This window comes from Mageeibacillus indolicus UPII9-5 (assembly GCF_000025225.2).
Lineage (GTDB): Bacteria > Bacillota > Clostridia > Saccharofermentanales > Fastidiosipilaceae > Mageeibacillus > Mageeibacillus indolicus.
In genome coordinates this window covers 1,412,321-1,424,580 of record NC_013895.2, presented here as the reverse complement: position 1 = coordinate 1,424,580, position 12,260 = coordinate 1,412,321, and the positions used below count along the sequence as shown (strand labels likewise).

14 protein-coding genes are annotated in these 12,260 nt (G+C 43.7%); 6 read left to right on the top strand and 8 right to left on the bottom strand.

The window, feature by feature from the left end:
- Positions 1-62: 62 nt before the first annotated feature.
- The 5 genes from HMPREF0868_RS06275 to HMPREF0868_RS06255 all read right to left on the bottom strand — a co-directional run bounded on the left by HMPREF0868_RS06275 (position 63) and on the right by HMPREF0868_RS06255 (position 3,374).
- The gene (locus HMPREF0868_RS06275) at positions 63-488 is read right to left on the bottom strand and encodes an aspartate carbamoyltransferase regulatory subunit (RefSeq protein ID WP_012993887.1); all 426 of its coding nucleotides are present in this window, start codon (positions 486-488) and stop codon (positions 63-65) included.
- Positions 481-1,413 (bottom strand): aspartate carbamoyltransferase, encoded by a 933-nt coding sequence (gene pyrB / locus HMPREF0868_RS06270; RefSeq protein WP_012993886.1) that lies wholly within the window; start codon positions 1,411-1,413, stop codon positions 481-483. The genes HMPREF0868_RS06275 and pyrB overlap by 8 nt, the downstream gene beginning before the upstream one ends.
- Before the next feature lie 138 nt (positions 1,414-1,551).
- On the bottom strand, positions 1,552-1,803 hold the full coding sequence (locus HMPREF0868_RS06265; RefSeq protein WP_041705708.1) for a type II toxin-antitoxin system RelB/DinJ family antitoxin: 252 nt from the start codon (positions 1,801-1,803) through the stop codon (positions 1,552-1,554).
- Positions 1,804-1,957: 154 nt separating this feature from the next.
- Positions 1,958-2,812, bottom strand: a complete 855-nt coding sequence (locus HMPREF0868_RS06260; RefSeq protein WP_012993884.1) for an Abi family protein — start codon at positions 2,810-2,812, stop codon at positions 1,958-1,960.
- A gap of 127 nt (positions 2,813-2,939) precedes the next feature.
- Complete coding sequence (locus tag HMPREF0868_RS06255) at positions 2,940-3,374, bottom strand: hypothetical protein (RefSeq protein WP_012993883.1); 435 nt, start codon at positions 3,372-3,374, stop codon at positions 2,940-2,942.
- Between the two features lie 270 nt (positions 3,375-3,644).
- On the opposite strand from HMPREF0868_RS06255, the gene HMPREF0868_RS06250 reads away from it, so the two are divergent.
- Complete coding sequence (locus tag HMPREF0868_RS06250) at positions 3,645-4,541, top strand: DMT family transporter (protein ID WP_012993882.1); 897 nt, start codon at positions 3,645-3,647, stop codon at positions 4,539-4,541.
- 35 nt (positions 4,542-4,576) lie between these two features.
- On the opposite strand, the gene HMPREF0868_RS06245 is transcribed toward HMPREF0868_RS06250, so the two are convergent.
- Positions 4,577-5,323 (bottom strand): GTP pyrophosphokinase, encoded by a 747-nt coding sequence (locus HMPREF0868_RS06245; RefSeq protein WP_012993881.1) that lies wholly within the window; start codon positions 5,321-5,323, stop codon positions 4,577-4,579.
- Positions 5,324-5,567: 244 nt separating this feature from the next.
- Between HMPREF0868_RS06245 and HMPREF0868_RS06240 the strand changes: the two genes are divergently transcribed.
- Entirely contained in the window at positions 5,568-6,410 is an 843-nt protein-coding gene (locus HMPREF0868_RS06240) for an undecaprenyl-diphosphate phosphatase (RefSeq protein WP_012993880.1), read from the top strand.
- A 217-nt stretch (positions 6,411-6,627) separates the two neighbouring features.
- Here the strand turns inward: HMPREF0868_RS06240 and HMPREF0868_RS06235 are convergent, their stop codons facing one another.
- A complete protein-coding gene (locus tag HMPREF0868_RS06235) occupies positions 6,628-7,566 on the bottom strand; it encodes a 2-dehydropantoate 2-reductase (protein ID WP_034575290.1) in 939 nt (312 codons plus the stop codon).
- A gap of 245 nt (positions 7,567-7,811) precedes the next feature.
- Between HMPREF0868_RS06235 and HMPREF0868_RS06230 the strand changes: the two genes are divergently transcribed.
- A complete protein-coding gene (locus tag HMPREF0868_RS06230; protein WP_012993878.1) occupies positions 7,812-9,233 on the top strand; it encodes an aspartate ammonia-lyase in 1,422 nt (473 codons plus the stop codon).
- 138 nt (positions 9,234-9,371) lie between these two features.
- Here the strand turns inward: HMPREF0868_RS06230 and HMPREF0868_RS06225 are convergent, their stop codons facing one another.
- A complete protein-coding gene (locus tag HMPREF0868_RS06225; protein ID WP_012993877.1) occupies positions 9,372-10,511 on the bottom strand; it encodes a type I asparaginase in 1,140 nt (379 codons plus the stop codon).
- Between the two features lie 240 nt (positions 10,512-10,751).
- Between HMPREF0868_RS06225 and HMPREF0868_RS06220 the strand changes: the two genes are divergently transcribed.
- From HMPREF0868_RS06220 to pth, 3 genes are all read left to right on the top strand, one after another.
- A complete protein-coding gene (locus HMPREF0868_RS06220) occupies positions 10,752-11,153 on the top strand; it encodes a hypothetical protein (RefSeq protein WP_012993876.1) in 402 nt (133 codons plus the stop codon).
- A gap of 63 nt (positions 11,154-11,216) precedes the next feature.
- Entirely contained in the window at positions 11,217-11,666 is a 450-nt protein-coding gene (dtd, locus tag HMPREF0868_RS06215; RefSeq protein WP_012993875.1) for a D-aminoacyl-tRNA deacylase, read from the top strand.
- An 8-nt stretch (positions 11,667-11,674) separates the two neighbouring features.
- Positions 11,675-12,253: an aminoacyl-tRNA hydrolase gene (pth, locus tag HMPREF0868_RS06210; protein WP_012993874.1), complete on the top strand. Its 579-nt coding sequence runs from the start codon at positions 11,675-11,677 to the stop codon at positions 12,251-12,253.
- Positions 12,254-12,260: the final 7 nt, after the last annotated feature.

The following is a 12,260-nucleotide window of genomic DNA, read 5'->3' as shown; positions in this document are numbered from 1 at the left end:
TAAACAAACAAGCCGCCTCGGGATTCCGGGGCGGCTTATTATTTCCTTATGCTTGATAAAAATCATTCAAAATTATAGAAGTGGTCACAGTAGTCGCAACGATAAATTGCTTCATCTGCATTGATTAAGGTGAATTTACCCGGAACATCTCGCTCTGTGACACTTATGCAAACCGGATTGCTGCATTTGATCGGCCCTGAAACGTGTTGCGGCAAAGAGAGGTGAATCTTGCGGCTTATTTTGCCGTCCTCAATAATGTTAACAGTTATGTGAGGATCCAAAAGTCCGATTATATCCAAATTCAAATCAAGCTCATTTTCGATTTTTATGATATCTTTATGACCATATTTTTTGCTTTGAGCATTGATAATCAAAGCCACTTCAACTTTCTGGTCGTCAAGTTTGAGCATTTGAAAGATCTTGTGTCCTAGCCCGGCATGAATATGATCAATGACGATCCCTTTTTTTAAACTGGTGATTTCAAGCATTTTTATCTACCCCCAATAATTTGGCAATTAAAGCCATCCGTACGTACATACCGCAGCGAACTTGTTTGAAATAAAGTGCTCGCGGGTCACTGTCGACATCTTTGCTGATTTCGTTTACCCGTGGCAGGGGATGGAGGATGGCAAGGTCCGGTTTGGCTTGTTGCAACATGGCGGCGGTTAAAATGTAGGAATCCTTTAATCGAATATAGTCAGCCTCGGAATAGAACCGTTCTTTTTGAATGCGCGTCATATATAAAATATCTAAATCAGGAATGCTTTCTTCTAACGAGCCGGTTTCTGTATAACTGATATTTCCTGCTTCGATAACGGAACGTTTGAAATAGCCGGGCAATTTCAACTCGGCCGGAGAAATTAGAGTGAAGCGGTTGTTGGGGAAGAGAGACATTACTTTGATTAGTGAATGAACTGTGCGTCCGTATTTTAGGTCCCCGCAAAGGCCTATATTCAGGTTGTCGAGGCGTCCTTTGTAGATTTGCATGGTAAGCAAATCGGTCAATGTTTGAGTAGGATGCTGGTGTCCGCCATCTCCTGCATTAATAAGAGGGACTTCGCAGGTTTCGGAGGCCAATCTGGCTGCACCTTCGCGAGGATGGCGCATTGCTATGATATCTGCGTACTGAGAAACGGTTCGTACCGTATCCTGAACGCTTTCTCCTTTGCTGGTTGAGGAGTTGTTAGCGGCACTGAATCCGATGACTTTACCACCCAAACGTTCCATTGCGGCTTCAAAGCTGAGTCTGGTCCGGGTCGAGGGTTCAAAAAAAAGAGTCCCGAGAATTTTTCCGTCACCTAAATGTGAAAACTTCTCTGGACTCTGTTGGATTTGAGTACCGAACTGAATTATTTCGAGAATTTCTTCGCGGCTGAAGTCGTCAGCCCCGAGCAAATTTCGCCCCTTGAGCATAAATTTACTACCACCTTTCTTGTTACTCTATGCACCGGTTATGGCCGATACGTTGATTTGGCCTAAACTTTCAACATTATCTCGGTTTTTTGAAGCAAAGTCAAGAGGTAGTACAAAAAACGACAAATGTCCCCTTTTTCATAAATCAAGTGCCGCTTTAAGATCTTCCATATTTCGATAACCATTTACATGAGGATCAGATGCAATCCGTCTTCCTTCCTCAATGGCAGCAATCGTTGTATCATTCGGAACCTCTAATTTAAGAGAAAAAGGAATCCCGTTCTCACGAATCGTTGTTCGCAAAAATATATTTATCGCTGTCGTCATATTGAGCCCGAGTTCTGAAAAAATCTTATCAGCTTGTTCTTTAATTTCCTTATCTGTTCTGATATTTAAAAGGGCAAATCTGCACCCACCTAATCAGCCCTTGGCATCAATACAACACTCTCGACGTGTATTGAGAGAACCCCTAGTATAGCTACACTTTTTGAGTGCACACTATTGGATAGTGGGTGCACTTTTTAACGATAGAACAAGGCTATCGTTAAAAGGTTTGCCAATTATTAACAAATCCCAAATGCTGCAAATCTACTAACGGATATTTATCGATTATCTTTGATAACTTACTATAAAATTCATTATAATGTTTATTTTCAGCTAATACTTTAAGATTAAGACTACTAGCAAAAATAGTATTATTCGATACACCTTTCTTTAAATACTCTTTATATAATTTTGGTGTCTTAGTTAATTTTGAACCATATAATCTACCGTGGTGAGCACAAATATTTCTAACATAAGCTAAATTTTCAATCCATGACTCTAAATAAACGTAATCAACGCCAAATGTTGTTGAAATTGCTTTTTTATCATCATTCTTCATATTCTTATACATTTTAGAAAGGGTACCTAAACTCGCTACTTCAATAGCAGCATATAAAGGAATCTCTCCTCCCTCATAATTATCCTTAAAATTGCGTATAAAAGGCGATTTCCTATTCCTATTAATTTCTCTTTCTAACTCATCTAAAGTATTCTTCTGATAATTATTTTTCCCATAGTTATTAAGATTCTTATAACCAAAATTCCCATATTCTAAAGAATAATAATTTGTGATTACAGCTCTTAAATAAACTTCTATATGCTCTATCAACGAAAATAAAATATGACGAAACTCCATATCAAATAGATATAACTCGACTATATTCTCAAAAGTAGTACCTTCTATGTATCTACCATCTTCTTTTAGAGTTATACTATATGCTTTAATGAGGCGATAGTAAGAAACCCTGTTAAGTACATCTTTAGCATAACTTGTATCTTCTATCTCTAATCCCAAAGACACTAAATTTTCTATTTGCTTATCAATGCTTATAGGAGGTTGATAGGATTTCTTCATATTTCTCTCCTCAAAAATTAAAAGACCCGACTTGGTCCGCATTGTTAAGAGGCGCGTCGGGTACTGTTGGGTAATATAATATACCATTAGCGGTTATTTGTCAATTTTAATGAAATAATGGACCGCGTCAATTTATTGTAGGTTTCGGTAACCAAAACCGATATAAAGTCAATACTTGTAACCACCGTCTGTTATAGATTGACGAATCTATACAAAGAATCCCGCTTACTCCTTTGAAAAACGGCGGTAGCAAGAGGAGAAAACTCAAATTCTTTTTGCTTTCTTGCCTTTTATTTTGCCGTATTTCTACCAAATTTTCTATAGGTATGTCAGTCTCAATCAGAAAATCAAATTCTGACGGCTTAATTTCACCTCCGTTAAGCAAGTGTACTCGTAGCCTAGACACATCATCCAAACCGCGATCGACCATTGTTCTTATGTCATTTTTCGTCACAACTTGGTACCCTGGCCTGATAGCTTTATTTTCAAAAAGCATCTCGTCCATCTCTTTTATTCTTTGCTTAGCAAAATCTAGCAAAAATTCGTGTATAATGTTTTCCATAAGAGAGTTCTTTCTATTTTTTCTTATACTTACGTGTACTTTAACCAGTATAAGGTTCTTGGGCTCTCTTTTGTTTTATCTTTTTCCAAAACCTACAAAAACGTTACGCGGTAAGCCCTTGGCATCAATACAACACTCTCGACGTGGCTAGTCGTAGCAAACTTAGCGGCCACCGTGCTATTTGTGGTATTTTCAGCTATAATTGTTAGGTTACAGCCGACAGGGGATACGGCAGATAGATATTTGGTGTTAATGACAAAGAGGAATGTTATGGAAAATTTCAGTGCAAATAGATCTTATACTAAAGGCATAACGGCGATTGTTATTTCCGCCTTAGGGTTCGCCGGGATGGCTTTTTTCGTCAAGCTCTCCGGTGATGTCCCGACAATGCAGAAAGCTGTGTTTAGAAATTTGGTCACGGCGCTGTTCGCATTTTTTATGTTAATCAAGGCAAAAGAAAAGTTTTACATTGAACCGCGCAATCGTTGGCCTATGGTGGGGCGCTGCGTTTGCGGCACCATAGGTTTTGTGTCCAATTTTATCGCTATAGAAAAGCTGCCGCTGGGTGATGCGAATATTTTGCAAAAGTTATCGCCTTTTTTCGCTATAATTATGTCGATTTTTATTTTGCGGGAAAAACCTAATCGTTTGGCGGTCGGTAGCGTTATTCTGGCCTTGATAGGCGCAGTGTTCGTGGTTAAACCAACGGGTGGACTGGTAAGTCTGCCTGCTTTGATCGGTGTCTTAGGGGGACTTGGTGCTGGTTCTGCTTATACTTTCGTCAGGCGGTTGGGGCTCGGCGGCGTTAAAGGCCCATTAATCATATTTTCTTTTTCCGCCTCTTCTGTAATTGCGATCTTGCCGGTGGCGATTTGGCAGTATCGGCCGATGACGCCAAGGCAGATTGGTTTTTTGTTCCTGGCCGGCCTGTGCTCGGTCGTCGGGCAGGTTTTCGTAACTAAAGCATATACGTTCGCTCCGGCCAAGGCGATATCTGTGTTCGATTATACCCAGGTTTTATTTGCTGCATTGCTCGGTTTCACCTTTTTGGGGGAAATTCCGGATCGATACAGCATCATCGGCTATGTGATCATCATTGCCACCGCCGTCGGAAAATGGTTGCTGGAACGCAGGCGGGATCGGGAGCTAGTTATGCCGCAAAAATGATCGGCCATGAGTTAGGCGAATATGATGCACAGCGTTTAATTCAGGCTGTGTATCATGGCGGCAATTTCCTGCATTTCAAAATCGAGGGCGGCGCTTATCTCGGCGCAATCGTGCAGGCGCTGATGAATTTCCGGACTGGCTGAATAATCTTTTTTGTAGCGCATTTTATGTTCCAGACTGGCCCAGAAGTCCATGGCGATAGTGCGAAATTGTAATTCGACGATTTTTTTAATTTTGCGATCGGCGATGTAGAATGGCACGGCGATGATCATATGATAACTGCGGTAACCGTTAGCCTTGGGCGACCTGATGTAATCTTTGATTTGCAAAATTTCCAAATCTTCCTGAGCCTTCAGTGAGGCAGTTAAATCATATACATCTTTAATGAAACTGCAAACAACTCGAAGCCCGGCAATATCAAAGATTTTCTCCTCCATATTTTGCACTGATATAGGGATTTGTCGGCGCAACATTTTTTTGACCAGACTGTGCGTGGTTTTTATGCGAGTTTCAATATGCTCAATCGGGTTGACGGAACGGCAGTGGGCAAATTCATCGTTTATCGAACGTAAACGGGATTCTAAGGCCCTGAGGGCGCAGCCGTACTCCATTAAAGAACGGTTATACGATTCAACATTATTTAAAATTTCTTCTACCCGATGAATATCTGGCGAAAGTTCGTTGATAACAGTTGAACGGTCGGCCGTGGAGGCCAGTTTTTGTGCGGAAGGGATGTCGTTAAGTTCACAACAAGGCTGACAAACATTAACTGTATTTATCATAAAGTTACCTCACCATCTGTAATGAAACCGGAATGTGATTTACATCTTCAGTATAGCCCTATAATTTGCTCAATGTAAGGCAGACGTTCAATAAAAAGCAAATAAATAATAAATATTTTGTGTAAAATGCTGAAATGGCGGGTCGTTTAAATAAAGACGCACTCATTCAAGCCCTGAGAAAAATAAAATTGAAACAGGGAAATTGATCTCCCCGAGGTGGATAGATTTGTGGTATCATCTACCCATGGAACAGATTAATATCGGCTTGGAACTTTTGAAAACGTTGCTTTTGGCTGTGGTGGAAGGCATTACCGAATGGTTGCCAGTGTCCAGCACCGCCCACTTGTTGTTGGTTGACAAATTGGTACAGTTGCATGGCTCATCGGCGTTTAAGTCGTTGTTCTTAGTTTTTATTCAACTGGGCGCAATTTTAGCGGTTGTCATATATTATTTCAAAAAATTGGTCCCCTGGCAGAACGGCAGGGAAGGTTTTAAATGGCGGCCGGAAAGATTTGGCTTATGGCTAAAAATCGTCGTTGCCTCGGTTCCGGCAGCGGTGATCGGCATAGCTTTTGATGACTTCTTTGAGGCTTATTTTTATAATCAATATACTATCGGTATCATGCTGATTGTTTTTGGGCTTCTTTTTCTGTGGGTTGAACGTTCATCGCGCAAACTGTCGGCAGCAGGGCGTTATAAAACGGTGGAAGAACTGACGTACAAAGCGGCGTTTATTATTGGTTGTTGGCAGGTGGTCGCAGCAGCTTTTCCTGGTACTTCTAGATCGGGGGCGACAATTGTCGGAGCTTTGTTGATTGGAGTCAGTCGGGCGGCAGCGGCCGAGTTCACTTTCTATCTAGCTATTCCGGCGATGGCGGGGGCATCTTTGCTTAAGCTGTTGCGCTTCAAGGGCGCGTTTACTCCGGCAGAACTGCTGATTTTAGCCGTCGGTTTTCTTTTGGCTCTTGCCGTATCGCTTCCAGTAATACATTACTTCATCAGTTATATAAAAAGACATGATTTTAAGCCGTTTGCCTACTATCGACTGATATTGGGAATCTTGGTTTTATGCTTAAGCTTCCTGTGATTACGAATACGGGGCGTGAACTTTGATTTTGCCGTGTCAAGTGTGATGCTGACGTTTGGTAGCAAGGCTTTTGACCGCAAGGATTCCGGCAGCAAGGCTTTTGAATTATGACCTGTTTGGCTGAAGTGTGAAACAAAGGCCTCCCCGTAGGTGGGAAGGCCGTATTTTAATTTCGCGCCCAATTGCCGGATTTGCCGGATTGGCTCAATCTGCCGGATTATTTAATGATCAGCAAGTCCTCTTTGGCATGTATCAAGTCGGTTAACAGTTGACAAACCGGTGCAGCCATACCGTGCGCCTGCAAAATTTTGGCAACCGCCCCGTTTAGGTAGTCAATCTCCGTTGGTCGATGATTCTTAATCAAATCTTGGTACATGGAGGGATAATGATGCATGAGTGCCGGGTTGTGGAAAACTTTATCTAAATATTGCAAAATATTTGCGGCATCCAAGTCGACCCCGCTCAATTTCGCTGCCGTGGCAAATTCCTCAACTATCGGCCGCAGTATTTTTTGGTGATGTTCGGAATTGTTCAGCCCGGCGACATTGGTTTCCAAAAGGGTGCAGAGGGTGTTGCTGGTACCGTTGACACAGGCCTTACGCCAGATGGAAAATTTTACATTTTCGCTGTAAACAGCATTTAGATCGCCACGGTTAAGCAAATCGACCAAATCATGCGCCTTGTGTTTCGCTTCAGCCGAGTCAACCAAATTTTGCAATTCAATATTACCGGTCGGGCTGCTGTGAAAAACCCCCGGACGGTCAAGGCCGGCCGCCCAAATAGTGATACCTAAAAAAATGTTTTCGCGCGGCAAATATTTTTCCAAAATCATTTCGTGACCTAGACCGTTCAATAGACAAATGACGGCCGTGTTCGGCTTAATTAGGTGCCTGACTTTTTGCAGATAATGCTCAAGTTGCATCGATTTAACAAAAAGTATCATTAAATCTGCCGGCTCCTGTGCTTCGTGTGGTAAGTAAACGGGCGGCTTGGCAGTTATGGAATTTTCTCCGATTTGCCCGTGAATACCGTTGCTGCGTACTGCTTCGATCTGAGTTTTCCATTCATCAACTAAATTTATTGCCAGCCCGGCATGGGCCAATTTGGCCGCGAAAAGGCTTCCCATGGCACCGGCTCCTATGACATAAATATTCATTAAAATTACCTCGTTATATTTAATTTGTTTTTTATACATGCGTAATAATAATTTTAGCACATATCGGAAATGCTTTTGGGGAAATTCAGCAATAAAAAATAAGTATCTGTGAAAATATTCACAAAATGTACTACAAAATTAAACAGTATTTGGACAAAATGTCTAGGAAAAAAAGTTTTAGGTGGTATAATTACAAAATATCAGAAACACAACCGGAGTAAATTAACATTTGGGGAGGCATAGCTATGCGCATAGAATCAGACTCTGTAGGAAGTTTAGAGGTACCGTCCGAAGCTTATTATGGAGTGCAGACTTTAAGAGGACGACGCAATTTTACCATTACCAACTCAACTTTACATCCACAGCTAATTTTAAGTTTAGCCAAAATAAAGAAAGCGGCGGCGATCACCAATGCGGCGGCCGGCCTTTTGCCGCGGGGGATTGCTGAAGCGATTGAGCAGGCTTGTGACGAAATTATTGCCGGAAAGCTGCATGACCAATTCATCCTTGATCCGATCCAAGGTGGGGCGGGAACTTCAGCCAATATGAATGCCAATGAAGTGATTGCCAACCGCGCTGGTGAAATTTTGGGCAGCAAATTGGGGTCTTACGATAAAGTACATCCGAATGACCACGTAAATATGGCGCAGTCAACTAATGACGTTTTCCCAAGCGCGGGCAAGATAGCTATTTACGAGCTACTGCAAGCCGCACAAAAAGAATTGATCCGTCTGCGTGATGCTTTTCAGGCTAAGGCGGTAGAATTCGACGATATTATCAAAGTCGGTCGAACCCAGTTACAAGATGCCGTGCCGATGCGGCTAGGACAGTCTTTCCAGGCCTATGCATCAGCAATAACTCGAGATATTGATCGAATCGACTATATTAAAAAAGAGATTACGGTTTTGAACATGGGCGGTACGGCCATCGGTACCGGTATCAACGCTTCACCGTATTATATCGAGCACATTGCCGATGCTCTTTCACAAGTATGCGGATTTAAAGTTGAGTCAGCACCGAATTTGATTGACGCGACGCAAAACCTTGACTGTTTTGTACTGGTGAGCGGCATTATTAGGACTTGTGCGGTCAATATGTCAAAAATTGCCAATGACTTGCGCCTATTGTCGAGCGGACCAAAGACCGGTGTGGCGGAAATAAAACTGCCGGCCAAGCAAAACGGATCTTCGATTATGCCCGGCAAAGTAAATCCGGTTATTCCGGAGGTCGTTTCGCAGGTGGCGTTTAATATTATTGGCAACGATGTCACGGTGACGCTTTGTGCCGAGGCAGGGCAGCTGGAATTAAACGCTTTTGAACCTGTACTGTTTTATAATTTGTTTGAATCAATCGAAACTTTGGGCCGGGCGGCGGCTACATTTACCGATAACTGTGTTACCGGTATTACGGCCAACCGTGAACATTGTAAGGAACTTTTGGAACAAAGTTTGGTCGTGGTCACTGCGCTTTGTCCATACATCGGCTACAAAAAAGCTGCTTGGCTGGCCAATGAAGCCTTGCGTCTGAACCGGCCGATTCGCGATCTTATCCGGGAAGACGGCTCAATTGATGATGCGTATTTGGAAAAAATTCTTGATCCGCAGGTGCTGACACATCCGCATCCGTTCGAAGTGGTGCCGGATGAGGTGAAGTTAAAGGCAAAATAAGTCGCTTATCCGCAACTTGTGCAAAATTTGCACAAGTTGCATCTTCGGGCAATTCACCGCTTTCATATACATTTTTCAGATGCTTTGTCACAACGCTCCGGAATTTGTTCCCGGAGCTGTTCGTCCTGCATTCATCAGTCATTCACGCGCGGCAGCATAGTCGGCACTTAATTCCCCGGCCAGATCCTGTCCCATAAACGAGCAAATTTTTTCGTAATCGGTCTCTTTACTTAACAAATACGTCAGCTTGGTCACGGCCGCTTCGACAGTCAAATCCAATCCACTGACTGCCCCCAGCGCACATAATTCTGAACTAGCTGCGTACTCGCCCAATCTTGCTCGCCCTTGATGACATTGCGTACATACAACGGTTACGATGTTATGCTCGGCACAAGAGTGCAATAGATTAATTAGAGCGGTGTTGCCGAAAGGAATATTTCCTACCCCGAAAGCTTCTAAAATCAAGCCGTTCAACCCTTTGTCGATGAGATTATCAAACAAAGAAAACTGCAAACCCGGAAAAATTTTTAACACGCCTATACGTTGCTCATGAAAAGGCTGCAAAACTATTCCGTCGCCGGCCGGACGACAACGATTGGGAAAGTAGCGCAAATCGACACCGGCTTCGGCCAAAGGAGGATAGTTAGGTGAATCGAAGGCTTGTAAATTATCGGCACTGACCTTGGTTGCCCGGTTACCGCGGAGTAGCTTGCCACCGAAATAAAGACATACCTCAGGGATACGGCTGAAAGCCGCCAAAAGCATGGCGGTGGTTAAATTTTCCTGACCGTCACTACGCAGGCGACTGAGCGGCAGTTGCGAACCGGTTATGACAACGGGTTTGTTCAGTCCGCGTAACATAAATGACAGGGCTGAGGCGGTATAAGCCATGGTGTCGGTACCGTGCAAAATTACAAATCCGTCATACAAGCTTTCATGTGCTGCTACATCGGCCGCGATGCGCACCCAGTCTTTGGCTGAAATATCCGAGGAATCGAGCAGTGGATTGTATTCAATTAAGTCTATATGTGGCAATTGGTCGGCCATATTGGCCTTCAAAAGATCAATGAATGCTCCGATTTGGCCCGGAAAAGGGGCATAGCCGTGTATCGTCCGCTTCATACCGATTGTTCCGCCAGTATTGATGATCAATATGTGAGGCTGGTGGGAAGCGGTGTGAACCGGCAAAATAACCCCACCTGGCCGCGAATTTGACACGGCGAACCGATTTTCTGTTTCCTGCCGATAGCTCGGCGCGGTCATATCAGTTAAAGGCATTGGCAGACCTCCGAAAATTTTTCTGGCAGTATTTTACTAAATTTCGTCCGTGGATAACAGGGGGGCTGCCAAGGAGCCCGCCAGACCGAAATGGTTGCGACGCCGGAGCTGGAGCGTGCTAGCGCGGAATCGCTTGCGGCAGCTGCGGTAAATTTACTATAATTAACAGGTGAAATTTAATTTAACGGGCTAATCCGGCAGTTAATGTGACAAAATTAACGGAATATGAAGAGGTGACAAATGGGCGGCATGATATTCAGTGACAGGGCATTCGCTATGATGATAGTGATAATGGCGATATCAATTTTTTCTTCCATGAGAAATACGCAAAAAAAGAAAACCGGCAACACTCCGTCTAAACCTTGTTCAAAAGAAACTAGTGCCGCGGCCGTGACAAATAAAACGTTAAATGAGGAACATGCCCCGGAAACCGATACGACAACCTCCATGCCGCGTCAAACAGAAATCGCTAACCGCCGTCGCACCCCGAGTCCACGTGGTAAATATGACGAAGCATATGAAAGATACAGCCCAGATGAAAATGATCATATCCCTTACGGACAGCGAGTCGTTACCGGAATTATTCTTTTGCTGATTGCCGGATTGTTGGTATACTTGGTTTGGCTGACGATCTTAAAATGATAGTCGCCGCGCCCGATGTTCGTTCTGCGCCGGGCATAAAGTGTGAAGTACAAGGAGATATATATGCGAGCTTTAGTTCAACGAGTATTGGAGGCCAAAGTTGAAATCGCCGGAGAAACCGTCGGCGCGATCAACCGTGGCTATTTAATTTTTTTAGGCGTCGGGCATGAAGATGACGCGGCGACCGGAAAACGGTTGTGGGATAAAATAAACAAACTGCGTATTTTTGAGGACGAGAACGGCAAAACCAATCTTAATCTGGCAGCCGTAAACGGGGAAGTGTTGATAGTTTCACAATTTACTTTGTGGGCGGATACCAAACACGGCAATCGTCCGGGATTTACCAATTCAGCCAAACCTGAGCCGGCCAAAGAACTTTACTTGCAGTTTGTGGAAAATGCGAAACAAGATGTGCAAAAGGTCGCTACCGGAGAATTCGGAGCTGACATGCAAGTTCACCTGATCAATGACGGCCCATTTACTTTGTGGCTGGATACCGATGATTGGAAATAGTGAAAATAATGGATAGTTTAAATGTAATCGTCGGCCTCGGAAATCCGGGGCCGAAATACTGTCGTACTTGGCATAATTGCGGCTTTATGGCCTTAGAGTATCTGGCTCAAAAATATGATATTCCCATTCGCACGGCCAAACATAAGTCGCTGATTGGCAAAGGAATAATTGTCGGCAAACCGACGCTGCTTGTTTGCCCACAAACTTTTATGAACCTCAGCGGCGAAGCAGTACGGGCAATTCGTGATTTTTATAAATTACCGTTAGATAAAATTATGATCGTATATGATGATTTGGATTTACCAGTCGGCGCTACACGGCTGCGGTTGCAAGGAAGTGCTGGCACCCACAACGGTATGCGTTCAATTGTACAGCAACTTGGCTCCGGCGACTTTCCGCGGATGCGGCTTGGAATCGGCCCCAAACCGGAATACCTGCCTCTGGTCGATTATGTTTTGAGCAAGGTTGGCAAAGCACAGGAGAAACCGCTGTTTGCTGCAATTGAGCATGCGGCGGCCGGCCTTGAAGCGTGGCTGAGCGGTGACATTGATTCAGCAATGCGGCTGTCCAACGGTAAGTGGATGTGAAAACAGG

Bases quoted from the DNA above. Each gene is read 5' to 3' on its own strand.
- HMPREF0868_RS06275 (WP_012993887.1), bottom strand. From the start codon at position 488: ATGCTTGAAATCACCAGTTTAAAAAAAGGGATCGTCATTGATCATATT.
- pyrB (WP_012993886.1), bottom strand. From the start codon at position 1,413: ATGCTCAAGGGGCGAAATTTGCTCGGGGCTGACGACTTCAGCCGCGAA.
- HMPREF0868_RS06260 (WP_012993884.1), bottom strand. From the start codon at position 2,812: ATGAAGAAATCCTATCAACCTCCTATAAGCATTGATAAGCAAATAGAA.
- HMPREF0868_RS06255 (WP_012993883.1), bottom strand. From the start codon at position 3,374: ATGGAAAACATTATACACGAATTTTTGCTAGATTTTGCTAAGCAAAGA.
- HMPREF0868_RS06250 (WP_012993882.1), top strand. From the start codon at position 3,645: ATGGAAAATTTCAGTGCAAATAGATCTTATACTAAAGGCATAACGGCG.
- HMPREF0868_RS06245 (WP_012993881.1), bottom strand. From the start codon at position 5,323: ATGATAAATACAGTTAATGTTTGTCAGCCTTGTTGTGAACTTAACGAC.
- HMPREF0868_RS06240 (WP_012993880.1), top strand. From the start codon at position 5,568: ATGGAACAGATTAATATCGGCTTGGAACTTTTGAAAACGTTGCTTTTG.
- HMPREF0868_RS06235 (WP_034575290.1), bottom strand. From the start codon at position 7,566: ATGAATATTTATGTCATAGGAGCCGGTGCCATGGGAAGCCTTTTCGCG.
- HMPREF0868_RS06230 (WP_012993878.1), top strand. From the start codon at position 7,812: ATGCGCATAGAATCAGACTCTGTAGGAAGTTTAGAGGTACCGTCCGAA.
- HMPREF0868_RS06225 (WP_012993877.1), bottom strand. From the start codon at position 10,511: ATGCCTTTAACTGATATGACCGCGCCGAGCTATCGGCAGGAAACAGAA.
- HMPREF0868_RS06220 (WP_012993876.1), top strand. From the start codon at position 10,752: ATGGGCGGCATGATATTCAGTGACAGGGCATTCGCTATGATGATAGTG.
- dtd (WP_012993875.1), top strand. From the start codon at position 11,217: ATGCGAGCTTTAGTTCAACGAGTATTGGAGGCCAAAGTTGAAATCGCC.
- pth (WP_012993874.1), top strand. From the start codon at position 11,675: ATGGATAGTTTAAATGTAATCGTCGGCCTCGGAAATCCGGGGCCGAAA.